Source organism: Paeniglutamicibacter sulfureus (assembly GCF_039535115.1).
Lineage (GTDB): Bacteria > Actinomycetota > Actinomycetes > Actinomycetales > Micrococcaceae > Paeniglutamicibacter > Paeniglutamicibacter sulfureus.
In genome coordinates this window covers 1,527,188-1,549,085 of record NZ_BAAAWO010000001.1, presented here as the reverse complement: position 1 = coordinate 1,549,085, position 21,898 = coordinate 1,527,188, and the positions used below count along the sequence as shown (strand labels likewise).

Here is a 21,898-nt window from a genome sequence, read left to right as displayed (position 1 = left end):
CATGGGTGCAAAGATTAAGAAGGGTGACCTCGTTCAGGTCATCGCCGGTTCCGACCGCAACAAGCAGGGCAAGGTGCTGAAGGTATTCCCCGCAGCTCAGCGCGTGCTTGTTGAGGGTGTCAACCGCGTCACCAAGCACACCAAGGCCGGCCAGACCGAGCGTGGCACGCAGACCGGTGGCATTGAGGTCGTTGAGGCCCCGATGCACATCTCGAATGTCGCAATCGTTGACCCGGAAACCAAGAAGCCGACCCGCGTTGGCTTCCGCGAGGAAACCGTGGAGAAGAACGGCGTGTCCAAGACCGTCCGTGTTCGCTTCGCCAAGTCTTCCGGAAAGGCACTGTAATGACTGAAGCAGCTGTGAACATCCAGCCTCGCCTTAAGGCCAAGTACAACGCCGAAATCCGCGAAACCCTGACGAACGAGTTCAGCTACGCCAACCCGATGCAGGTCCCGGGCCTGGTCAAGGTTGTTGTGAACATGGGTGTTGGCGAAGCCGCCAAGGACTCCAAGCTCATCGAAGGCGCAGTTCGCGACCTCACCGCCATCACCGGCCAGAAGCCGTTGGTAACCAAGGCACGCAAGTCGATCGCACAGTTCAAGCTGCGCGAAGGCATGCCGATTGGTACCCACGCCACCCTGCGCGGAGATCGCATGTGGGAATTCGTGGACCGCTTGGTTTCGCTGGCACTGCCGCGTATCCGTGACTTCCGTGGCCTGAGCCCGAAGCAGTTCGACGGCAACGGAAACTACACCTTCGGTCTCACGGAACAGTCCATGTTCCACGAAATCGATGTTGATTCCATTGACCGCGTTCGCGGCATGGACATCACCGTAGTGACCACCGCGAAGACCGACGACGAAGGTCGTGCCTTGCTCAAGGCACTGGGCTTCCCGTTCAAGACCGCCAACTAGATCAACTACGTTGCAGGTCCGCGCTTGCGCGGAAACCGTAGCGAGGAAGGGCAGAAGCCCAAATGACAATGACAGATCCTGTCGCAGATATGCTGACTCGTCTGCGTAACGCCAACTCGGCTTACCACGACACGGTTTCCATGCCGTCGTCGAAGCTGAAGGTGCGCGTTGCACAGATCCTCAAGGAACAGGGCTACATCGCCTCGTTCGTTGAAGAAGCAGCAGAGGTTGGCAAGAAGCTGACCATCACCCTGAAGTTCGGCCCGAGCCGCGAGCGTTCAATCGCTGGCGTTCGCCGTATTTCCAAGCCGGGCCTGCGTGTATACGCAAAGTCCACCAACTTGCCGCACGTCCTTGGTGGCCTCGGCATTGCAATCCTGTCCACGTCCTCCGGTCTGCTCACCGACCGCCAGGCAGCCAAGAAGGGTGTAGGTGGGGAAGTCCTCGCCTACGTCTGGTAACGGGAAAGGGAGAAAGAAACCATGTCACGTATTGGACGTCTTCCGATCACTGTTCCTGCCGGCGTAGAGCTCAAGATTGATGGCGACATTGTCTCCGTCAAGGGCTCCAAGGGCGAACTGACGCACACCGTACCCAGCCCGATTGCGGTTGTTCTCGAAGAGAACACCGTAACCGTGTCGCGCCCGAACGACGAGCGCGATTCGCGTTCGCTGCACGGCCTGACCCGCACCCTGATCGAGAACATGATCATCGGTGTCACCGCTGGCTACGAAAAGAAGCTCGAAATCCACGGTACCGGTTACCGCGTAGTGGCAAAGGGTTCGAACCTCGAGTTCGCCCTGGGCTACTCGCACCCGGTGGTTGTCGAAGCTCCCGAGGGCATTGCCTTCGCGCTCGACGGCAACACCAAGATCACCGTCTCGGGTATCAACAAGCAGCAGGTTGGCGAAGTTTCTGCCAACATCCGCAAGCTCCGCAAGCCTGACCCGTACAAGGGCAAGGGCGTTCGGTACGCTGGCGAAATCATCCGCCGCAAGGTCGGAAAGGCTGGTAAGTAACCATGGCTCTGGGAATCAAGGGTAAGAGCAAGGCAGCCGCACGCGGCCGCCGCCACTTGCGTGTCCGTAAGCGCATCACCGGCACCGAGGTGCGTCCGCGCCTGGTCGTCAACCGCTCGGCACGCCACATCTTCGTCCAGATCGTAGACGACAGCAAGGGCATCACCGTTGCTTACGCGTCGACGATGGAAGCCGACTTGCGCACGTTCGATGGTGACAAGACCGCCAAGGCCAAGCGCATTGGCGAGCTCGTTGCCGAGCGCGCCAAGGCCGCAGGCATCGAGTCCGTGGTCTTCGACCGCGGCGGCAACAAGTACCACGGTCGCGTGGCAGCTGTTGCTGAGGGTGCACGTGAAGGTGGGCTGGCACTGTGAGCGAAGCAACTAACAAGAAGGAAACTCAGGTGTCTGAAGCTACTGAGGCAGCTGCTGCTGCTCCTGCCGCCGACAAGGCCGGCGCCGCTCGCGGCGAAGGCCGTGGACGTGGCGGCGAAGGCCGTGGCCGTGGCGAGGGTCGTGGCCGTGGCCGCGATTCGAAGGACAGCCGCAACGACGACAAGGACAAGTTCCTTGAGCGCGTTGTAGCCATCAACCGCGTATCCAAGGTCGTCAAGGGTGGTCGTCGCTTCAGCTTCACCGCACTTGTCGTCGTGGGTGACGGCAACGGTCTCGTTGGCGTCGGCTACGGCAAGGCCAAGGAAGTTCCGGCAGCAATCGCCAAGGGCGTTGAAGAAGCCAAGAAGTCCTTCTTCCGCGTTCCCCGCGTCGGCACCACCATCCCGCACCTGGTGCAGGGTGAAGCCGCTGCCGGCGTTGTCCTCCTGCGTCCGGCTTCGCCGGGTACCGGCGTTATCGCCGGTGGTCCGGTTCGCGCCGTACTGGAATGCGCAGGCATCCACGATGTTCTGTCGAAGTCCATGGGCTCGACCAACCAGATCAACATCGTCCACGGCACCGTTGCCGCGCTGAAGGCCCTTGAAGAGCCTCAGGCAGTAGCAGCACGTCGTGGCCTGCCGTTGGAAGAAGTTGTTTCGGCACAGATGCTGTGGAACATCCAGAACCAGAAGGCAGGTGCGTAAGTAGTGGCGAAGAATTTTGTCCCTAGCGACGCAAATCTGGCAATCACCCAGATCAGGTCCATCATTGGTGTAAAGCAGAACCAGCGCGATACCCTTCGCTCGCTTGGCTTGAAGCGCATCGGACACACCGTGTTCCGTACCGCTGATGCAGTGACCGTTGGCATGATCAACACGGTTCCGCACCTCGTAAAGGTTGAGGAGGCGAAGTAATCATGGCTGAAAAAGAAAACGCACTGAAGGTACACCACCTGCGTCCGGCCGAAGGCTCCAAGAAGGCCAAGACCCGTGTGGGTCGTGGTGAAGGATCCAAGGGTAAGACCGCGGGTCGCGGTATGAAGGGCACCAAGGCGCGCTACCAGGTCAAGGCCGGCTTCGCCGGTGGCCAGTTGCCGCTGCACATGCGCCTTCCGAAGCTTCGCGGCTTCAAGAACCCGTTCCGCGTCGAGTACCAGGTTGTTAACCTGGACAAGATCTCGGAGCTGTTCCCCGAAGGTGGCGAAGTCACCGTTGAGGCACTGATCGCGAAGGGCGCCGTTCGCAAGAACGAGCCCGTCAAGGTCCTTGGCTCGGGCGAACTGACCGTCAAGGTCGACGTGAAGGTCAACGCCTTCTCGTCCTCCGCAGCGGAAAAGATCGCCGCAGCCGGCGGCTCTGCAGTAGAGCTCTAAGCTACGTGGTCAATTGATCACACAGTGAGAGGGGGGTGGACCCGGAATTCGCATGGCGGATTTCCGGGACCACCCCCCTTTTTCTTACCATTTCACCTCACCCCCTGCTTCCACCGGCATCCGCAGGACGCCGGCATGCGGTCACCAGGGCTGTTTTCCGGCCTAATATCCCCATCGGACCGGGAATGATTTCGGTTTTGCCGCGGTGCATTTGGCGAGTCACGCTCGCCACCCGCTAGAATCAGTAGGTCAACACCCGGGTTTGCCGGGCCACCATCCTTCAGGAGGACGCTTGTTCGCCGCCATTGCCCGGGTATTCCGGACGCCTGACCTGCGACGCAAGTTGTTGTTCACGCTCGCCATTATCGCGATTTACCGCATGGGTGTCTATATCCCTGCTCCCGGCGTGGACTACTCGAACGTGCAGCAGTGCCTTGCCGCGGGTAACACCACCGGCGGGCTGTACCAGTTCGTGAACCTGTTCAGCGGCGGCGCCCTGCTCCAGGTCTCCATCTTCGCCATGGGCATCATGCCGTACATCACGGCCTCGATCATCGTCCAGCTGTTGCGCGTGGTGATTCCGCGCTTCGAGGAGCTGCACAAGGAAGGCCAGTCCGGACAGGCCGTCCTGACCCAGTACACCCGTTACCTGACGATCGCGTTGGGCCTGTTGCAGGCCACCACGCTGGTCTCGCTGGCCCGCAGCGGCATGCTCTTCCCCTCCTGCCAACTGCCGATCGTCCCGGATGACAGCTTGTGGATCATCGTGCTGATGATCTTCACGCTGACCGCCGGCACCGGCCTGATCATGTGGATGGGCGAGCTGGCCACCGAGCGCGGCGTCGGCAACGGCATGTCCCTGCTGATCTTCGTCTCCATCGCCTCGGGCTTCCCCTCCGCCATGGGCGCCATCGCCACCTCGCAGGGCTGGGGCGTCTTCATTGGCGTCATCCTCATCGGCGTCGCCGTGATCGGCCTGGTCGTCTTCGTGGAGCAATCCCAGCGCCGCATCCCGGTCCAGTACGCCAAGCGCATGATCGGGCGCCGCACCGTGGGTGGCACCTCCACCTACATCCCCATCAAGGTCAACATGGCCGGCGTCATCCCGGTGATCTTCGCATCCTCGATGCTGGCGCTGCCGACCATGCTGGTCTCGTTCAACACACGGGCCGACGGCACGCTGCCGGACTGGGCGCTGTGGGTGCAGACGAACTTCTCCGGCTCGTCCCCGCTCTACATGGTCGCCTATACGTTGCTGACCATCGGCTTCACCTACTTCTACGTTGCGATCACGTTCAACCCGACCGAGGTTGCCGACAACATGAAGCAGTACGGCGGATTCATCCCGGGCATCCGCGCAGGACGCCCCACGGCCGAGTACCTCGAGTACGTGCTCAGCCGCATCACCTTCCCCGGTGCCATTTACCTGGCATTCGTGGCCCTGATTCCGTTGATTGCCTTCGTGCTCATCAACGCCGATCAGAACTTCCCATTTGGCGGCACCTCGATCCTCATCATGGTTGGTGTGGGTCTCGAGACCGTCAAGCAAATCAACGCACAAATGCAGCAGCGACACTACGAAGGACTTCTGCGATGACAAGACTGTTGATCATTGGACCACCCGGTGCCGGCAAGGGCACCCAGGCGGACCGCATTTCCGAGCGCCTCAACGTTGTGGCCATCTCCACCGGTGACATCTTCCGCGCCAACGTCAAGGGCGGCACCCCGCTGGGCGTCGAGGCCAAGAAGTACATCGATGCAGGGAACTTCGTTCCCGACTCGGTCACCAACTCGATGGTGCGCGACCGCCTGGCACAGGAAGACGTCAAGGACGGCTTCCTGCTGGACGGCTACCCGCGCACCAGCGCCCAGGTCGACGAGCTGGATTCGATCCTGGCAGACGCCGGCGTGGAGCTTGACGCGGTACTGCAGTTGACCGCCGATGACGACGAGCTCGTCGCCCGCCTGCTCAAGCGCGCCGAGATCGAGGGCCGCGCGGATGACAACGAAGAGGTCATCCGCCACCGCTTGGGCCTCTACCACGAGGAAACCGCCGTCGTGGTCAACCGCTACCAGGAGCGCGGCATCGTGCGCCTGGTCGACGGCATCGGCGAGATCGACGAAGTCACCGACCGCGTCATGGGCGCGCTGGGACAGAACGTCTAAATAGCTTGCACACGCGCAAACCGCGGGGACCGGCACCACATGTGCCGACATCCCCGCGGTTTTTGCGCTAACGCCGCCCAGAAGATTCCTTGGAAGGGGACACACACCATGGCTTTCCGCCAACCAAAAATCGAGTACAAGACCAACACGCAGATCCTGAAGATGCGGGAAGCCGGATTGGTGCTGGCCGAGGCACTGGACGAAGCGGTTGCCGCCGCACAGATCGGGGTCACCACCGCGCACCTTGACGAGGTGTTTGCCGCGGTGCTCGAACGCCACGGTGCGACGTCCAACTTCAAGGGCTACCACGACTTCCCCGCGAACATCTGCGCCTCGGTCAACGACGAGGTCGTCCACGGCTTCCCGAGCGAGTACGTGCTCAAGGACGGGGACGTGCTGAAGATCGACGGCGGCGCCATCATTGATGGCTGGCATGCCGACTCGGCACGCACCGTGATCGTGGGCAACGCGGACCCGGAGGACCAGCGACTGTCCGACATCACGCAGGAGGCCATGTGGCGCGGCATCGCGGCGCTTGCCGAGGCCCGCTTCGTCGGCCAGATCGGCGATGCCATCGACGACTTCGTCTCGGCCGTGCCGGGCAAGCCGCTGGGCATCCTGGAGGACTACGTCGGCCACGGCATCGGTTCGGAAATGCACCAGGCCCCGGACGTGCTCAACTACCGCACCGGCCACCGCGGTCCCCGCATCAAGCCGGGCATGTGCCTGGCCATCGAGCCCATGCTGGTGCGCGGGGGCCTGGAGACCAAGGTGCTCGAGGACGACTGGACGGTTGTCACCGTCGACGGCGCGCGCGCCTCGCAGTGGGAGCATTCGGTTGCCGTGCACATGGGCGGCATCTGGGTGCTGACTGCCCACGACGGGGGAGTGGCAGGCCTTGCCCCCTTCGGCGTGACGCCGTCCCCCATCGCTTCATAGCTTTCTGCCGCACCGGTCCACCTGCGGGCCGGTGCGGCAGCTGCCCGCAAAAAGTGTGGGCGATCTAACAAATCGGTTGGCCACTATGATTTCCCTTTAAGCCATATACCACGTAGGCTTGACTGTTGGTTGTCTGTTCCTTGGTGCCCAAAAGCTCACGCTTCGGGTGCCTCTGTTCTTGATGGCCAAGACCATAAACCTGTCGGGGGCAAAAGCCGCCGGCAACAAAAGTTAGCGGAGGATATGGCCAAGAAAGAGGGTGTCATCGAGGTAGAAGGCACCGTGTCAGAGGCACTGCCCAATGCGATGTTCCGTGTTGAGCTGCCCAACGGGCACGTTGTACTTGCAACTATCTCGGGAAAGATGCGTCAGCACTACATTCGAATCCTCCCAGAGGATCGCGTAGTGGTGGAACTCAGTCCGTATGACCTCAACCGCGGACGTATCGTTTACCGCTACAAGTAAAGATTTTTGTTCTTCCATCCCCTGGGGACGGGCGACAAAGGTAGTTACGCTCCACTTGAAACCGCAACCGCAAAAGGACAAAGCCTTGAAGGTTAACCCTAGCGTGAAGCCGATCTGCGATAAGTGCAAGGTGATCCGTCGTAATGGCGTGGTCATGGTGATCTGCGAAAACCCACGCCACAAGCAGCGTCAGGGCTAATTTCCCTCACGGGAAATCCTGCGCGTAGTAAAAGTAATTGGCAGCACAGCATCCACCGCGCGATGCATACCCACGGCACGGAGGCCGTGGACCGGGAACACCCGGGATTGTGCTGTTTTAGACCTCCGCACATCGAAAGGTAGACAGCATATGGCTCGTCTAGCTGGCGTAGACATCCCGCGCGAAAAGCGCGTGATTATTGCGCTCACATACATCTACGGCGTGGGCAAGACCCGTGCAGAACAGACCATCGCCGAGACCGGGATCAACCCGGACACTCGCGTGAAGGATCTGTCCGACGCTGAGCTGGTTCAGCTGCGTGACTTCATTGAAGGCAGCTTCAAGGTCGAGGGTGACCTCCGCCGCGAGGTGGCAGCAGATATCCGCCGCAAGGTTGAGATCGGCTCCTACGAAGGCATTCGCCACCGCAAGGGCCTGCCGGTCCGCGGTCAGCGCACCAAGACCAACGCTCGCACCCGCAAGGGCCCGAAGCGCACCGTCGCCGGTAAGAAGAAGACCCGCTAAATCTAGCGGTCGTCACTAAGCCAAATTTCTCGTAGGAGTAAGCATGCCCCCCAAGACTCGTGGAGCGGTCCGCAAGCCGCGTCGCAAGGACAAAAAGAATATCCCGCTCGGACAGGCGCACATCAAGAGCACCTTCAACAACACCATTGTTTCCATCACGGATCCCAACGGTGCTGTAATCTCGTGGGCCTCGGCCGGCGAGGTTGGATTCAAGGGTTCGCGTAAGTCCACTCCGTATGCTGCACAGATGGCCGCCGAGGCTGCTGCAAAGCGTGCACAGGAGCACGGACTTCGCAAGGTTGACGTTTTCGTCAAGGGCCCGGGCTCGGGACGCGAAACCGCGATCCGTTCGCTCCAGGCCGCTGGCCTGGAGGTTGGGTCCATTCAGGACGTTTCCCCCAGCGCACACAACGGCTGCCGCCCTTCAAAGCGTCGCCGCGTCTAATTGACTGTCTGGCTTTGATGCCGCCGCGTCTTTCTTCCGCAAGGGAGTAGGGCGCGGCGGCATGATCGCCACGGCAAGCCAGACCGAACCAGACGAACGCCGACGAGGCTTACGTCGTTTCCACCCCCTGTGTTGCGTCATATAGCGGACGCTCGCTGAAAGGAAATGTAAGTGCTTATTGCACAGCGCCCCACCCTGACCGAAGAAGTCGTAGCGGAGAACCGCTCCCGTTTCGTAATTGAACCGTTGGAGCCTGGCTTCGGCTACACCCTGGGCAACTCGCTTCGCCGTACCCTTCTCTCCTCCATTCCTGGTGCAGCTGTCACCAGTGTGCGGATCGACGGAGTACTGCACGAGTTCACCACCGTAGCCGGTGTTAAGGAAGATGTCACCGAGCTGATTCTGAACATCAAGAATCTTTCGGTCTCCTCCGAACACGATGAGCCGGTCGTCGCCTACCTGCGCAAGCAGGGCCCGGGCGTCGTCACCGCAGCCGACATCACCCCGCCAGCCGGCGTGGAATTCCACAACCCGGACCTGCACATCGCGACATTGAACGCGAAGGGCAAGTTCGACATGGAACTGACCATCGAGCGTGGCCGCGGCTATGTTTCTGCAGCGCAGAACAAGAACGTGGACGCCGAGATCGGTCGCATCCCTGTGGATTCGATTTACTCGCCGGTACTCAAGGTGACCTTCCGCGTGGAGGCCACCCGTGTCGAGCAGCGCACCGACTTTGACAAGCTCATCGTCGATGTCGAGACCAAGGATTCGATGGCCCCGCGCGATGCAGTTGCATCTGCCGGCACCACCCTGGTTGAACTGTTCGGACTGGCTCGCGAGCTGAACACCGCCGCTGAAGGCATCGAGATCGGCCCGTCCCCGACGGACGCCGCCCTCGCAGCCGACATGGCGTTGCCGATCGAGGACCTCGAATTGACCGTTCGTTCGTACAACTGCCTCAAGCGTGAGGGCATCCACTCCGTGGGTGAACTCGTTGCACGCTCCGAGGCCGACCTGATGGACATCCGCAACTTTGGTGCGAAGTCCATCGACGAGGTCAAGGCGAAGCTGATCGATTTGGGTCTGGCCCTGAAGGATTCCCCTCCGGGCTTCGATCTTGCAGCACGTGCCGCCGCCATTGGCGACGATGACGTCTACGGTGACGAAGAAGTCTAAGACTTCTTGGCCCACCAGCTATAGAACTTAAACCTTTGTGCCCGGGTTCCCCCCGGGGTTCCGGGCACAAAGGCCACCATAATAGGAGAACACTATGCCTACCCCTCCCAAGGGTCCGCGTCTCGGCGGCAGCGCAGCTCACGAGCGTTTGATGCTCGCGAACCTGTCCGCGCAACTGTTCGAGAACAAATCCATCACCACCACGCTGACCAAGGCCAAGCGCCTTCGTCCGCACGCAGAGCGCTTGATCACCTTCGCAAAGCGCGGAGACCTGGCCTCGCGTCGCCGCGTTCAGGCAGTCATTGCCTCGCGCAGCCGCACCAACAAGTCGATCGTTCACGAGCTGTTCGAGAACATCGCACCGCTCATGGCCGAGCGCCCGGGTGGCTACACCCGCATCACCAAGATCGGCAACCGCAAGGGCGACAACGCTCCGATGGCTGTCATCGAATTGGTGATGGAGCCGGTTTCCCCGAAGCAGGCCGTTGTGAAGGAAGCCGAAAAGGCTACCGCAGTGGCTGCTCCGGCTGAAGAGGTCGCAGAGACCGAATCAACCGAAGCCGCAGAGGTCGCAGAGACCGAAGCTGCAGAGGAGAACAAGGCCTAGTCCTTGTCTACTCGGCAATAGCTGAATCGTTGGCCCGGTGCACTTATGCACCGGGCCAAAGTTTTAAGCACTGAAGCCCCCGCCGTGCCATGGACGCCCCAGTCGACAGGCGTTGACGGGGGAGGAGCCGCTCCGCGTCGGTGGAGAAGGCCACTGAACCAGGATCGTGAGATGAACACTTCCCCCATTGACCTCCGGCACCCCGGCCTCGCGCCGGACGGAGGCGCGACCGAGCCCGCCACCGTGCGCCTGGCCATCCGGATCGGCTATGACGGAACCGCCTACAACGGCTGGGCGCTGCAGCCGGGCCTGCCCACCGTGCAGGGCGTGCTGGAGGCCGGCCTCACAATGCTCATCCGCCGCAACATCCGCACCGTGGTTGCAGGGCGCACCGACGCCGGCGTGCACGCCCGGAACCAGATCGCGCACTTCGACCTGACGCCCACCGAGGTCGCGGGCCTGGCCCGCGGATCGGGCCTTGAACCGGGCTTTGCCCTGCTGCGTCGACTGCGCGGGGTGTTGGGACGCGAGAACGGTGCGGTCCTGGTCCACGATGTCTGGATCGCACCGGATGGATTCGACGCACGCTTTTCCGCGCTCTGGCGCCGCTACTCGTACCGCATCGCCGACGGTCCGGCACGCTTCGATCCGCTCACCCGCGCCTACACGATGTGGCACAAGACAGAACTCGACGTCGGTTTGCTGAACTCCGAGGCCGTCAGCCTGCTCGGGCGCCACGATTTCCTGTCCTTCTGCAAGCCGCGGGAGCATGCCACCACGATCCGCACGCTCACGGAATTTTCGTTTGTCCGCGATTCCGAGGGGATCATCGTGGCCCACCTGAAGGCCGACGCCTTTTGCCACAACATGGTCAGGGCCATGATTGGTGCCTGCATCAAGGTCGGCGACGGACGCGAGACCCCGGGGTGGGTTGCCAGGCGACTGGCGGAGGCAGTGCGTGATTCACGGATTATGTTGGCCGACCCCCGCGCCCTGGTGCTGGAGGAAGTTGCCTATCCGCTGGATGACCATGAGATCGCCAGACGAGCCGAATTGACGCGTACCCGGCGCAAGCCGGACGATATCACCACCGACTTGCCGGAGTTGCGCGGATTCACCGAGTAGGAACCCCGTGGCGGCAAGGCTTGAGGCGAGAGCGTCGCTCGGCCCGTGGTGGATTCCCTCGCCTGCAAGGGGGAGATAAACGCCGGTTCACAGCTGAAGTAGGCCTGCGCAGCGAAGCGGCTGAAGCTAGCTGCGGACCATGCCCACGCCGTGAAACTTCCGGATCTTGGCGATGACATGCCATGCGACCCCGTATGCGGCCAATGCCATCATCGCCCCGGCGCCGCTTTGACGGATGACGATCTGCAGGAACACTTCGGCACTTGCCGGATCTTCAACCACCGGAACCACATCCTGGCCCAGGCCCGCAAAAACAGCCGTCTCGGCAGGGACCAACAAGAACATGGCCAGCATCAGGGTGCGCACATAGCGGGCCCTGAGTTCGCCGGCGCTTTCGAGAGTCTCGGAGGCTTTTCGCCGCTTCAGGTACCAGATTGCCAGGAACCCCAGGCCGACGATGCTGCTGCCATGTTGCAGGATGCGGAAGAGGGGAATGCTGCCAACGGGTGAAATGCCCAGGAAGGGCAATTGCTGAACCACCCACCCGGAAGAATGCGTAAACGAGTCCCACACGAGGTGGGTGAGCAGCCCGAGCATCAGGGAGTAGAACGTCCACAGCACGATGCGCGCGCTGGTGGGCCGACGTCCCGTGCGTGCCGGATTGACCGGTACCCAGGACTTGGGAAGTGCCCATCGAACTGGTTCCCCCACCAGCCACAGGAATCCGGCCAGCACCAAGGCCAGCGGCAATCCGACGGACAAGATCTGGGTGAAATCGTGCGAATTGACGCCGTTGAGGATGGGGGCGAACCGGCCGTGCCTGCTTGGTGGCACCATCAGGAAGTATGGAAGGTCAGGGGCCATCGCGCCGGCGACAAGTGCGAGCGGAACGAGCGGTTGGCGCGCGAACGGAAGTACGGCGGCCGCATGGGCCAAGGTAAAGGGCAATGGGATCCTTGAATCGTTGCGTCGTAGTCCGGGAGGCAACATTTTTTTGATGCGCAGGAGGTAACTTCAAGCCTAATTGGCTCGTTGCGGGATGTCCCTGCTGTGCACTGTTGCGACCGACACGTTGGCCTTGGTTGTGGGAGCAATGCCCTGCGTCATGGGAACGGACGTTTGGTGTCGCGGGTACGGGCATGCGTGAATCATTTTGCCTTGAAGCTGGCCTGTCGGCAGGCTCACTGCGGGCGCTTTGGCGGTGTCGGGGTTAATCCGATAGACTATGGGCTGTTGTGCGTGTCCTTTGTTCGACACAACCTTCTCCGCGTGACGGCTCAGTTGCAGAGCCACTGGTCTGCTGGGATTGCGAACATTCATGGACGGCCGGTCTTTTCAGTCCTCACCTGGCGAACTGGTTACAGCGCATCGAACACAGCACATCTACAACAGTGGATCTCACAGCCGCTGCTTGGAACTGTGCTTGACCAGTAACCAATAAAACAAAGGCAATTACAGTGCGTACGTTCACTCCAAAGCCGGCTGACCAGACCCGCCAGTGGCACATCATTGATGCCACCGACGTTGTACTTGGTCGCCTCGCCGTCCAGGCCGCAACCCTGCTGCGCGGCAAGCACAAGGCTACCTTCGCCCCCCACATGGACATGGGCGATCACGTCATCATCATCAACGCCGAGAAGGTTGCCCTCACCGGCGCCAAGCTCGAAAACAAGCGCGCCTACCGTCACTCGGGTTTCCCGGGCGGCCTGAAGTCCGTGACCTACGCCGAGCTTCTTGAAAAGAACCCGGTCCAGGCAGTGGAGAAGGCCATCAAGGGCATGCTCCCGAAGAACTCGCTGGCTGCGGATCAGCTGTCCAAGTTGAAGGTCTACCGCGGTGCCGAGCACCCGCACGCTGCACAGCAGCCGCAGACCTTCGAAATCACCCAGGTCGCGCAGTAGCGCTGGGCCCCGAGAACAAGACTTTAGGAGATTATCGTGGCTCAGAACACTGAAGAGATCACTGAATTCGAGGGTGAAGCTCCGACTTCGTACACCTCGGAGACCGTTGCCGTTGAAGCAGAAGCCGTCAAGGAACGTCCGGCACTGACCGTTGCAGGCGCAGCAGTCGGCCGTCGCAAGCAGGCAATTGCCCGCGTGCGCGTCGTTCCGGGTACCGGCAAGTGGACCCTCAACGGTCGCACGCTGGAAAACTACTTCCCGAACAAGCTGCACCAGCAGGATGTCAACGAACCGTTCAAGCTCCTCGAGCTCGACGGCGCCTACGACGTTCTTGCACGCATCCACGGTGGCGGCCCCTCGGGCCAGGCCGGTGCGTTGCGCCTGGGCATCGCTCGTTCGCTGAACGAAATCGACCGCGACAACAACCGTGCAGCCCTCAAGAAGGCCGGCTACTTGACTCGTGACGCCCGCGTCATCGAGCGCAAGAAGGCTGGTCTCAAGAAGGCCCGCAAGGCTTCGCAGTTCTCCAAGCGCTAAACCGCTTGTTCCGGCCCCTGGGCCGGATGTACGAAGGTCCCGCAACCCCAAGGGTTGCGGGACCTTCGTTTTCTTAATGTGTTTTTGGCTTCAAGTGGCCCGCCGGGGCAAAGCCGATCGTTGCACTAGCCCTGTTCTTCCCGTGCAGGAAGGGCAGCGGTGCCGGAGGACTTCGGCGCGGCATCGCCCCCGGTGGGGAGGCATGGCTGTTCCGCCGCTGCCGACGTTGCAGTTGCGTCCAATCCAAGTTCCGGATCGCAGGCTTCCGGGATAGCAGATGGAACCGGGACCGGTGGTGCAGGCTCCGGGGTAGCCTTTGCGCTCGCTTCGGGCGACGGTGCAGGCTTGTCAATTGCCGGCGGGTCCACCGTTTCGGCTTCCGGAACGGGCTTGGGCACCGGCTTCGGTGCAGGCTGAGGCGCCGGTTCGGGGGCAGGTTTCGGTGCCGGCCTTGGCTTGGCTTCCGGTGTCGGCACCGGGGCAACAACTGCGGGCGCTTCTGACGCGTTGCTTTCCGGCGCAGGCACAGGCTTTGGCTCGGGCGATGTTCCGGGAGCCTGCTCCGGCGCGGGCTTTGGCGTGGTTTCGGGCGTCGGCTCTGGTTGTGGCTTTGGCTCGGGTTGGGGCTTTGGCGTGGTCTCAGGCTTTGGCTCGGGTTGGGGCTTTGGCGTGGTCTCAGGCGTTGGCTCGGGTTGGGGCTTCGGCGCGGGAGCCGGCTTCGGGGTCGGCTTGGCGGTTGGATCCGGTGCGGGTTTCGGCTTCGGAGGCGCCTTGACGGCCGGTATGGTGTCTTGTCCTGGATCGGACTTTTTCTTGCCGGATTTTTTGGATTCCGTCTTGTTCGGCAGCTCGAGCTCCAGGTCGTGACCAAGCAGGGCCCTTGGGCCTGGGGTATTGGTCTTACTCACCAGGTTGCCGGCATTAAGGGACTGACCCGGTTGCCCATTCGACCCGGGAAGATACGGCCTCGGGTCCACCCAACGGCCATTGATGATGACCTCGAAATGCACATGGCATCCTGTGGAGTTTCCCGTGGTACCGCTCAAGGCAATGACCTGGCCCTGTTTCACAAAATCCCCAACTCGGGCCAGCAGCTTGGAGTTGTGGCTGTATCCGGTCCGAACGGAGCTTCCGTGCTCAATGGTCACGCGCATTCCGGAGTGGCCGGCCCATGCCGATACGACGACAGTTCCATCGGCGGTCGCATATACGGGCGATCCACATGCGATTCCATAATCTTGCCCGACATGTGTCTGGTGTCCAGCCCCTGTGGGGTTCTTCCGCCAGCCGAAGCGACTCGTGATGAATCGTGTTGTCACCGGATGAATGAGGTGGATCTTGCCGGGCAGAAGTCTTTGCGCGGACACCCGCTGATTTGCAACCATGTCCGCTGTGTTTCCACCGGTGACGCGGTTCCACAGAGTGTTTCCGTCGCTCGAATCAGGCCTGCTCGAACCAGGGCTGCTCGAATCAGGGGTGGCAGTTACGGGAAAACCTGGTGCAGCGCTTCTGAAATCCAGCCACTGCCGAGACATGGTGGTGCCCCCGCCTTGAAGACCTAACCACACAGAATCCAGTCCGGTCTCCGCATACGCGGAAGTTCCCATCGGGGACTGCGAAACCAATCGGAATTGGCCTGTTTGAAAGGCGGGTGCAGCCGTAGGCGCCAATCCGAAGGCAATGGCCATGCCCAACGCAGTCACACGTGTTGCCTTGTTCGATGTATTCTTCCGGTGTTTGGCACGGATAGAACCGTTCGAATGCAATTTTTTCACCGAGTAACGCCCCCCAAGAATAACCACATGCAGCGCATAGCCTAGCGATGGCTCAAGAAGGATGCCTACCCCGAAAAAAATCGAGTGGTGGTTGCGGTCACCCCAATAACCGAACGCTTAGGCATCACGGTAACGCACGAGCGGCATTGTGAGAAGAGCAACGGCTGGCGTATTTTCTTCCCCTTGCCGGCGGACGCGGGAGCGTCTCCCGCCCAGGGGCGAAGGCCGGGCGCAGTAACCCCAGACCAAGTGCCAATATCCACTTTTGCCCCGGGATGGGAGGGAACGATTCCAGGACGCCATTCCAGAGAACCGCGGGTGGACGGGACGCCATCCGGAACTGGACTGACTGGCACGGGCTGATTAAACAAGTCTGATCGATCTATTTACTTCTCCGGATTCGTGATCCATAGTGGGTTCATCTTGGGGGGCATGGTCTTAGCTTGGGAAGCATAGGGGCCGTCTTCTGGGTACACCTTGGCCCAATGACGAACAGCGCCGGGCCAGATTTTTGGGGAGAATACGGTGCACAAGAAAAGCAGCGTGTCCGGATCGCCGGGCAGAAAGCCAACGTCCGGCTCACCGGGCCGGAAACTGGGGTCAATTGCCGCGGCTGCGGCAATGGTCATAACGGGAGCGTTTGTGAACGTTCCGGCGGGATTGGCGGCACCGCCGCCTGGTCAGGACTTCAACGTTTCACAGGGCGACCTTGAATTCATCATCAAGCAAATTGAAATCTCCGAGGCGCATGCCGAAGATAGCTTGACCAACGCGAATTCGTCGCCTTTGTGCAAGTCAACGGCTAAGTTCGACATTCCAACACAAACACATATCGACCTTGATGGAGATCCCTGCGTGGGGTCTCCTCTGTTGCCGTTCGGACTGCGAACAGTTGACGGTCGGTGGAACAACTTGATGCCCAACCAGGACGGATATGGAACGGCGCAGGAGGTCTTCCCTCGTCTGCTTGAAGCCGAATACAAAGACGCCCAGGTCAGGCCCGATGGTGCGCCGGGAGCTCCCGGTCCCACGAGCTACGCACAAACCGACGGCTTCGTTTATGACTCGGAACCACGCACCATCAGCAACCTGATTGTTGACCAAACCGTCGACAATCCCGCCGCCGGCGAAGTCGCTGCCCGTGTTGACGGCGCAGGCTTGGAAATGGGCGAGGCAACCACGCGTCTCTTCGGACCCAACGCGGCGGGAACTTCTGCCGCGATCAGCAAATCCCACTTCCCGGCAAACACGGAAAACGTTGTCATCTCCCGATCCAATGACTATGCAGATGCATTGGTGTCCGGCTCGGTGGCCAAGGCACTCAACGCCCCGGTATTGCTGGTCAATTCGAACAGCATTCCTGCCGACATTGCAACGGAGCTGACTCGGTTGAACCCGGTCAACATCATAGTGGCCGGCGGACCCACCGCTGTTTCCGATGCCGTGTTCACGGAACTTGGTACCTTCGCATCCGGGGCTGTTACGCGTATAGCCGGTGCCAACCGGTACGAGACCGCTGTGGAACTCAGCAAGTTTGCGAACCCCGATGCATCTCCGACTAACCCGGAGGCTCGTGTCTATGTCGCAACGGGCGCCAGTTTCTCTGACGCCTTGGCTGTTGCCGCTCCTGCTGCACGCGACGGACACCAGGTCCTGCTCGTCGGGCAGAACACCGTTCCGGCCGTGGTACTGGCCGAATTGCAACGACTAGCCCCACAGGAAATTGTCATCCTGGGCGGACCCATTGCAGTTTCCGAGTCGGTTGAAACCACCCTGCGGGCCTCCTGGCCCGTGACCCGGATTGGCGGAGCCACGCGGTACGACACCGCGGCAATGATTTCCGCCGCCAATTACACGCCTCCGGTGGACACGATCTACGTGACGACCGGCGTCAACTTCCCGGACGCGCTGAGCTTGGCGCCGGTGGCGGGAGCCAAGGGCGCACCGATCCTGCTGGTTCCGGCAAACGGCACCATCCCACCTGCGATCCTCGCTGAAATCCAACGACTTCAGCCAAGGAACGTCGTGGTCATCGGCGGACCTGTAGCGCTTGCACCGGCTCTGGATACACGTTTGGCACCGATGATCACCAGCGACAATTACCAGATCCCGGACATTGCCACCGATGAGGGGCTGTCGGCCTCGGCCACTGGCCTGTTCACCATCTTCGGACAGTTCTTCGACCACGGACTTGATTTGGTGTCAAAGGGCGGCAACGGAACGGTTGTCATCCCACTCCAGCCGGACGATCCGCTGTTCGTTCCGGGTTCACGCACCAATTTCCTGATGCTTACCCGTGCAACCATCGACTCCACCGATGGCCAGCGCGAGCACGTCAACAGGACCACTCCGTTTGTGGACCAGAACCAGACCTATGGTTCACATGCCTCACACCAGGCATTCATGCGCGAGTACGTGTTGGTTGATGGCCGGCCTACGCCGACCGGAAAGATCCTCAACGGTGACGGCGGCGAAGGCCTCCCAACCTGGAAGAACGTCAAGGACCAGGCCCGCACCATCCTGGGCATCGAAATGGACGACTTCGACGTCCTGGACGTGCCGATGATCGTCACCGACCCGTACGGCGGTCTTGTTCTTGACGCCAACGGCCAGGCACAGGTCGCCTTCGAAGGCAATGAACTCAGGTCGGGCAACCGCGCTGCTCCGCTGTCAACCGATGGCGCACTGACCGCGAATGCATCTTTCCTGGACGACATTGCCCACGGGGCCACCCCGTTGCCTGACACCCAGAGCCCTGACGGTACCGTCATTCCGGGCTATGACAATGCATCCCTGGAGTCGCACTACATCACCGGTGACGGTCGCGGCAACGAGAACATCGGCCTGACCTCGGTCCACCACGTGTTCCACGCCGAACACAACCGGGCCATGGCACAGGTGAAGGACGAACTGGAAACCAACATGCCGGCGGCATTGCTCGCGCGCTACCAGGCAGACGGTTTCTGGAACTACGGCGAGCGGCTCTTCCAGGCGGCACGGTTCTTCACCGAGATGCAGTACCAGCACCTGGTCTTTGAGGAGTTTGCACGCCGAGTGCAGCCCTCCATCGATCCGGTGGTGCTGAACGAGAACTCGTACCAGCCCAATGTGAACTCCTCCATCAGGGCGGAATTCGCACACGCTGTCTACCGGTTCGGTCACTCCCTGCTGCGTGAGACTGTCCCACGGACGCACGGTGACGTCACCACGGAAGTTCCCTTGCTGGACGCCTTCCTGAACCCGAAGGCATTCGCCACCGGACCAGACGGACAACCAATGTCTGCCGACGATTCCGCCGGCGGCATCCTGAAGGGACTGGCCAACCAGACCGCAAACGGCATCGACGAGTTTGTCACCGATACGCTGCGGAACAAGTTGCTGGGACTCCCGCTGGACCTGCCGGCCATCAACCTGGCCCGTGCACGGGACACCGGCGTTCCCTCGATGCAAACGGCGCGGGAAACGTTCTACAACGATTCCGGCGACTCGCAGCTCGAGCCGTACAGCAGCTGGGAGGATTTCCGGCTCTCGATGAAGAACCCGGAGTCCATCTCCAACTTCCTGGCTGCCTACGCCAACCACGCCTCCGTGAACGATGCGACCACGCTTGAAGCCAAGCGTGCCGCGGGCACGGCGCTTGCCGCCGATGCCGCGTTCATGAATGCACCCGCCGCAGAGACCGGTCTCAACGACGTTGACCTCTGGATGGGCGGCATGGCCGAAAAGCCGTACATCTTCGGCGGTATGTTGGGCTCGACGTTCAACTACGTCTTCGAGCACCAGCTTGAGGACCTGCAGAACGGCGACAGGTTCTACTACCTCTCCCGCAACCTGGGCAACACGCTCTTCCACTCGCTGGAAGGCAACTCGCTGTCCCAGATCGTGCTGCGCAACACCACCGCGGACCGTGTTCCGCATGACGTGTTCGCATCTCCGCAGGCAACGTTCAACCTGGATTCCACCCAGGCGGAACTGAACGCCGCTGGCCTGACCGGCAGCCAAGCCGACGGCTGGCGCTTCAACGGACCCGAACACATCGTCATCCAGGACACCGACGCCGCCAGCAAGATCCGCGGCGGTATTGGCGACGACTCCATCTGGGGCAAGGGAGGCAACGACAGGATCGAAGGCGACGACGGCGTCGACGCACTGATGGGCGGCGACGGCGACGACATCATCACCGACCTCTTCGGCGACGACAGGTTGCAGGGTGAAGCCGGCAACGACGTGCTGAACCCGGGTCCGGGCATCGGGGACCTGACCTTCGGCGGATCGGGCATGGACTTCATGCTCGGTGGTCAGGACAAGGTCACCGCACACGGCGGCCTTGGCGATGACTTCATGCTGGGGACCCCGGGCCCCGACGTCCTTTACGGAGACGAAGGCAACGACTGGCTCGAAGGCGGCGGAGGCGCCGACCTGGTGCAGGGCGACATGGGCAACACCATGTTCAATGATCCGAACCTGTACCACGGCGGTCACGATGTGCTCATCGGCAATGGTGGCAACAACGACTACGATGCCGAGGGCGGGGACGACATCATGGTTGCCGGTCCGGGTACCGACAGGTACTCCGGGGTGCTGGGCTTCGACTGGGTGACCCACAAGGACCACACCACACCGGTCAACGCCGACATGGGATTCATCGTGGGCATGCCGCAAACCCTGGAGAGCATCCGGGACAGGTTCCTGCAGACCGAGGCACTGAGCGGATGGAACGGCGACGACATCCTGCGCGGCAGCCAAGGCGGCATCGACCTGACCTTCGATCCAGCCGGCGGCATGATCGGCTACGGCCACGACCTGACCCAGGGACACCTGGATCGCGTGGACAATCTGCGCACACTGCTCGGCGGGGGAGAAATTCCGCCCTACGCCCGTCCGTTCCTCGAGAACGATCCGATCGAGTTCGAAAACGACGTCAACAACAACATGTTGCTCGGCGGCATCGGTTCGGACCTGCTTGAACCACGCGACGGACGCAACTTCGTCGATGGCGATGCCTGGCTGAATGTGCGCATCGAGTACCGGCCCGCGGGCGGCGCGGTGGAATCCCAGGATTCCATGGCGAAGTTCAGCACCCGGATGCTCAACGGCACCATCAACCCGAGCGAACTGCACGTGGTTCGCGAGGTCCTGCAGCTGGAGAACGAAGCAGACAACATTGATACGACGGTCTTCGAGGGAGTCGCGGCGGATTACACCGTGACCGAACTCGAGCCCAACGTTTTCAAGGTCATGAACACGCTCGAGGGCGAGGGAACTGCCAACGTCCTGCGCAACATCGAGCGCATCCAGTTCAACGACCAGGTTGTCTGCCTGCCGCTTGGAACCACCGCAAATTGCGGCCAGGCAGCCGGCGAGGTCCTGCTGGGCACCGTCGATCCGATCACCGAAAACGGCGAGCTCACCACGAATGCCAGCGGCGTCACCGACGTCGACGGCATCGAATCCGGGCTGACCTACTCGCTGCAGTCCTTCGTGGCAGTGGACGCCGATGCGGGCACCGGCTCCTGGGTCACCACCCAGGCGAATGAAACGGGCACCTTCACCCTCGCCGACGCCGAAGTCGGCGCCCCGGTCCGGGTGCAGGTCACGTACATTGACGGTGCGGGAACGCACGAACAGATTGCCTCGGCAGCCACCGAAGCGGTCGCCAACGTCAATGACGCACCGGTTGGTCCCGTCATCGCCCCGCAGGCAGCCCAGGTGGCTGACATCCTGCGGATCGAGACCCAAATGAGTGACGAGGACGGCGCGGAAGCCGTAACCGATGGGTCGGGCGGGGTCTACACCTGGCAACAGAGCACCAACGGCACTAACTGGACGGATATCGCCGGAGCCACCGGCGATGCAACGACGATGGGAAGTTTCATCGTCACACCCGCCCAGCAGAACAACTTCGTCCGCCTGGCCATCGCCTACACCGATGACCACGGCACCGATGAAGTTGCAGTCTCCAACGCAACGGACCTGGTCCCGAGCGCTGTGAACCCGCTCCCGCTTCCTTAGTAGGCGGCCCCCCACCTACAGCTAGTTGGAGCGCATAAACGATGGGTGTCGTTTCCTTACCCGAGGAAACGGCACCCATCGTCTTGTCACCGGCCGTTTGGACCGGCTGGCCTTGCCGGCTACTTGAGGATCAGGTTTCCATAGGACGTGAGCTAGGGGAGGAGATCGGCAAGGAGATCGGGCTTGCTCCTTGGCCCCAGGCGTATCGTCACGGCCGCGGAGCGCGAGCGAAGACCCAGGCTGAGGTCAAGGATTGCTGCGGGGTTGGCAGCGCGTCTGGTGCCCGCGGGAATCAGGAACCTCGCTTCGTCCCCGGTGATCTCACTGGGTTCAATCGTTTGTG

24 protein-coding genes are annotated in these 21,898 nt (G+C 61.5%); 21 read left to right on the top strand and 3 right to left on the bottom strand.

Annotated features, from left to right (window positions below; translation table 11 throughout):
- Nucleotide 1: 1 nt before the first annotated feature.
- The 18 genes from rplX to ABD687_RS06940 all read left to right on the top strand — a co-directional run bounded on the left by rplX (nt 2) and on the right by ABD687_RS06940 (nt 11,330).
- Nucleotides 2-346, top strand: coding sequence for a 50S ribosomal protein L24 (gene rplX / locus ABD687_RS07025; protein WP_071212944.1), 345 nt, complete (start codon nt 2-4; stop codon nt 344-346).
- A complete protein-coding gene (gene rplE, locus ABD687_RS07020) occupies nt 346-915 on the top strand; it encodes a 50S ribosomal protein L5 (RefSeq protein WP_264270838.1) in 570 nt (189 codons plus the stop codon). The genes rplX and rplE overlap by 1 nt, the downstream gene beginning before the upstream one ends.
- Before the next feature lie 62 nt (nt 916-977).
- Nucleotides 978-1,376, top strand: a complete 399-nt coding sequence (gene rpsH, locus ABD687_RS07015; RefSeq protein WP_007271041.1) for a 30S ribosomal protein S8 — start codon at nt 978-980, stop codon at nt 1,374-1,376.
- A gap of 21 nt (nt 1,377-1,397) precedes the next feature.
- Nucleotides 1,398-1,934, top strand: coding sequence for a 50S ribosomal protein L6 (gene rplF / locus ABD687_RS07010; protein WP_264270839.1), 537 nt, complete (start codon nt 1,398-1,400; stop codon nt 1,932-1,934).
- Between the two features lie 2 nt (nt 1,935-1,936).
- Nucleotides 1,937-2,308, top strand: a complete 372-nt coding sequence (rplR, locus tag ABD687_RS07005; RefSeq protein WP_264270840.1) for a 50S ribosomal protein L18 — start codon at nt 1,937-1,939, stop codon at nt 2,306-2,308.
- On the top strand, nt 2,305-3,012 hold the full coding sequence (rpsE, locus tag ABD687_RS07000; protein ID WP_264270841.1) for a 30S ribosomal protein S5: 708 nt from the start codon (nt 2,305-2,307) through the stop codon (nt 3,010-3,012). Before rplR ends, rpsE begins: the two co-directional genes overlap by 4 nt.
- A gap of 3 nt (nt 3,013-3,015) precedes the next feature.
- The gene (rpmD, locus tag ABD687_RS06995; protein WP_217389431.1) at nt 3,016-3,222 is read left to right on the top strand and encodes a 50S ribosomal protein L30; all 207 of its coding nucleotides are present in this window, start codon (nt 3,016-3,018) and stop codon (nt 3,220-3,222) included.
- Between the two features lie 2 nt (nt 3,223-3,224).
- Nucleotides 3,225-3,680, top strand: a complete 456-nt coding sequence (rplO, locus tag ABD687_RS06990) for a 50S ribosomal protein L15 (protein ID WP_264270842.1) — start codon at nt 3,225-3,227, stop codon at nt 3,678-3,680.
- Between the two features lie 292 nt (nt 3,681-3,972).
- Nucleotides 3,973-5,277, top strand: a complete 1,305-nt coding sequence (gene secY / locus ABD687_RS06985; protein WP_264270843.1) for a preprotein translocase subunit SecY — start codon at nt 3,973-3,975, stop codon at nt 5,275-5,277.
- Nucleotides 5,274-5,846 (top strand): adenylate kinase, encoded by a 573-nt coding sequence (locus ABD687_RS06980; RefSeq protein WP_310292440.1) that lies wholly within the window; start codon nt 5,274-5,276, stop codon nt 5,844-5,846. The genes secY and ABD687_RS06980 overlap by 4 nt, the downstream gene beginning before the upstream one ends.
- 108 nt (nt 5,847-5,954) lie before the next feature.
- Nucleotides 5,955-6,785 carry a type I methionyl aminopeptidase gene (map, locus tag ABD687_RS06975; protein WP_264270845.1) on the top strand — a complete coding sequence of 277 codons (831 nt, stop codon included), beginning with the start codon at nt 5,955-5,957 and terminating at the stop codon, nt 6,783-6,785.
- A gap of 243 nt (nt 6,786-7,028) precedes the next feature.
- A complete protein-coding gene (gene infA, locus ABD687_RS06970; protein WP_068731548.1) occupies nt 7,029-7,250 on the top strand; it encodes a translation initiation factor IF-1 in 222 nt (73 codons plus the stop codon).
- Nucleotides 7,251-7,335: 85 nt separating this feature from the next.
- The gene (rpmJ, locus tag ABD687_RS06965; protein ID WP_013349661.1) at nt 7,336-7,449 is read left to right on the top strand and encodes a 50S ribosomal protein L36; all 114 of its coding nucleotides are present in this window, start codon (nt 7,336-7,338) and stop codon (nt 7,447-7,449) included.
- A gap of 150 nt (nt 7,450-7,599) precedes the next feature.
- Nucleotides 7,600-7,974 carry a 30S ribosomal protein S13 gene (gene rpsM, locus ABD687_RS06960; RefSeq protein ID WP_113762222.1) on the top strand — a complete coding sequence of 125 codons (375 nt, stop codon included), beginning with the start codon at nt 7,600-7,602 and terminating at the stop codon, nt 7,972-7,974.
- Nucleotides 7,975-8,017: 43 nt separating this feature from the next.
- Nucleotides 8,018-8,419, top strand: a complete 402-nt coding sequence (gene rpsK / locus ABD687_RS06955; RefSeq protein WP_264270846.1) for a 30S ribosomal protein S11 — start codon at nt 8,018-8,020, stop codon at nt 8,417-8,419.
- Between the two features lie 171 nt (nt 8,420-8,590).
- A complete protein-coding gene (locus tag ABD687_RS06950) occupies nt 8,591-9,598 on the top strand; it encodes a DNA-directed RNA polymerase subunit alpha (RefSeq protein ID WP_217389437.1) in 1,008 nt (335 codons plus the stop codon).
- 94 nt (nt 9,599-9,692) lie between these two features.
- Nucleotides 9,693-10,205: a 50S ribosomal protein L17 gene (rplQ, locus tag ABD687_RS06945; RefSeq protein WP_310292447.1), complete on the top strand. Its 513-nt coding sequence runs from the start codon at nt 9,693-9,695 to the stop codon at nt 10,203-10,205.
- A gap of 171 nt (nt 10,206-10,376) precedes the next feature.
- Nucleotides 10,377-11,330 carry a tRNA pseudouridine synthase A gene (locus ABD687_RS06940; RefSeq protein WP_310292450.1) on the top strand — a complete coding sequence of 318 codons (954 nt, stop codon included), beginning with the start codon at nt 10,377-10,379 and terminating at the stop codon, nt 11,328-11,330.
- Between the two features lie 126 nt (nt 11,331-11,456).
- Here the strand turns inward: ABD687_RS06940 and ABD687_RS06935 are convergent, their stop codons facing one another.
- Nucleotides 11,457-12,278 (bottom strand): DUF4184 family protein, encoded by an 822-nt coding sequence (locus ABD687_RS06935; RefSeq protein WP_310292452.1) that lies wholly within the window; start codon nt 12,276-12,278, stop codon nt 11,457-11,459.
- 509 nt (nt 12,279-12,787) lie between these two features.
- Here ABD687_RS06935 and rplM point away from each other — a divergent pair.
- Together rplM and rpsI are read left to right on the top strand one after the other, a co-directional pair.
- The gene (rplM, locus tag ABD687_RS06930; protein WP_071212959.1) at nt 12,788-13,231 is read left to right on the top strand and encodes a 50S ribosomal protein L13; all 444 of its coding nucleotides are present in this window, start codon (nt 12,788-12,790) and stop codon (nt 13,229-13,231) included.
- A gap of 36 nt (nt 13,232-13,267) precedes the next feature.
- On the top strand, nt 13,268-13,768 hold the full coding sequence (gene rpsI / locus ABD687_RS06925; RefSeq protein ID WP_217389440.1) for a 30S ribosomal protein S9: 501 nt from the start codon (nt 13,268-13,270) through the stop codon (nt 13,766-13,768).
- A 125-nt stretch (nt 13,769-13,893) separates the two neighbouring features.
- Here rpsI and ABD687_RS06920 read toward each other — a convergent pair whose 3' ends face one another.
- Both ABD687_RS06920 and ABD687_RS06915 read right to left on the bottom strand, forming a co-directional pair.
- Nucleotides 13,894-15,153 (bottom strand): M23 family metallopeptidase, encoded by a 1,260-nt coding sequence (locus ABD687_RS06920; protein ID WP_310292455.1) that lies wholly within the window; start codon nt 15,151-15,153, stop codon nt 13,894-13,896.
- Nucleotides 15,154-15,929: 776 nt separating this feature from the next.
- Complete coding sequence (locus ABD687_RS06915) at nt 15,930-16,172, bottom strand: hypothetical protein (RefSeq protein WP_264270851.1); 243 nt, start codon at nt 16,170-16,172, stop codon at nt 15,930-15,932.
- Between the two features lie 286 nt (nt 16,173-16,458).
- Between ABD687_RS06915 and ABD687_RS06910 the strand changes: the two genes are divergently transcribed.
- A complete protein-coding gene (locus tag ABD687_RS06910) occupies nt 16,459-21,555 on the top strand; it encodes a peroxidase family protein (RefSeq protein WP_310292459.1) in 5,097 nt (1,698 codons plus the stop codon).
- Nucleotides 21,556-21,898 lie beyond the last annotated feature (343 nt).

What these genes read in the sequence shown, in the direction of transcription:
- rplQ (WP_310292447.1), top strand. Translation starts at nt 9,693, where the DNA reads ATGCCTACCCCTCCCAAGGGTCCGCGTCTCGGCGGCAGCGCAGCTCAC.
- ABD687_RS06915 (WP_264270851.1), bottom strand. Translation starts at nt 16,172, where the DNA reads ATGACCATTGCCGCAGCCGCGGCAATTGACCCCAGTTTCCGGCCCGGT.
- rpsM (WP_113762222.1), top strand. Translation starts at nt 7,600, where the DNA reads ATGGCTCGTCTAGCTGGCGTAGACATCCCGCGCGAAAAGCGCGTGATT.
- rplF (WP_264270839.1), top strand. Translation starts at nt 1,398, where the DNA reads ATGTCACGTATTGGACGTCTTCCGATCACTGTTCCTGCCGGCGTAGAG.
- rpsK (WP_264270846.1), top strand. Translation starts at nt 8,018, where the DNA reads ATGCCCCCCAAGACTCGTGGAGCGGTCCGCAAGCCGCGTCGCAAGGAC.
- rplO (WP_264270842.1), top strand. Translation starts at nt 3,225, where the DNA reads ATGGCTGAAAAAGAAAACGCACTGAAGGTACACCACCTGCGTCCGGCC.
- ABD687_RS06920 (WP_310292455.1), bottom strand. Translation starts at nt 15,153, where the DNA reads ATGGTTGCAAATCAGCGGGTGTCCGCGCAAAGACTTCTGCCCGGCAAG.
- rplE (WP_264270838.1), top strand. Translation starts at nt 346, where the DNA reads ATGACTGAAGCAGCTGTGAACATCCAGCCTCGCCTTAAGGCCAAGTAC.
- rplR (WP_264270840.1), top strand. Translation starts at nt 1,937, where the DNA reads ATGGCTCTGGGAATCAAGGGTAAGAGCAAGGCAGCCGCACGCGGCCGC.
- ABD687_RS06980 (WP_310292440.1), top strand. Translation starts at nt 5,274, where the DNA reads ATGACAAGACTGTTGATCATTGGACCACCCGGTGCCGGCAAGGGCACC.
- map (WP_264270845.1), top strand. Translation starts at nt 5,955, where the DNA reads ATGGCTTTCCGCCAACCAAAAATCGAGTACAAGACCAACACGCAGATC.
- ABD687_RS06910 (WP_310292459.1), top strand. Translation starts at nt 16,459, where the DNA reads ATGCCCAACCAGGACGGATATGGAACGGCGCAGGAGGTCTTCCCTCGT.
- rplX (WP_071212944.1), top strand. Translation starts at nt 2, where the DNA reads ATGGGTGCAAAGATTAAGAAGGGTGACCTCGTTCAGGTCATCGCCGGT.
- infA (WP_068731548.1), top strand. Translation starts at nt 7,029, where the DNA reads ATGGCCAAGAAAGAGGGTGTCATCGAGGTAGAAGGCACCGTGTCAGAG.
- ABD687_RS06940 (WP_310292450.1), top strand. Translation starts at nt 10,377, where the DNA reads ATGAACACTTCCCCCATTGACCTCCGGCACCCCGGCCTCGCGCCGGAC.
- rpsH (WP_007271041.1), top strand. Translation starts at nt 978, where the DNA reads ATGACAATGACAGATCCTGTCGCAGATATGCTGACTCGTCTGCGTAAC.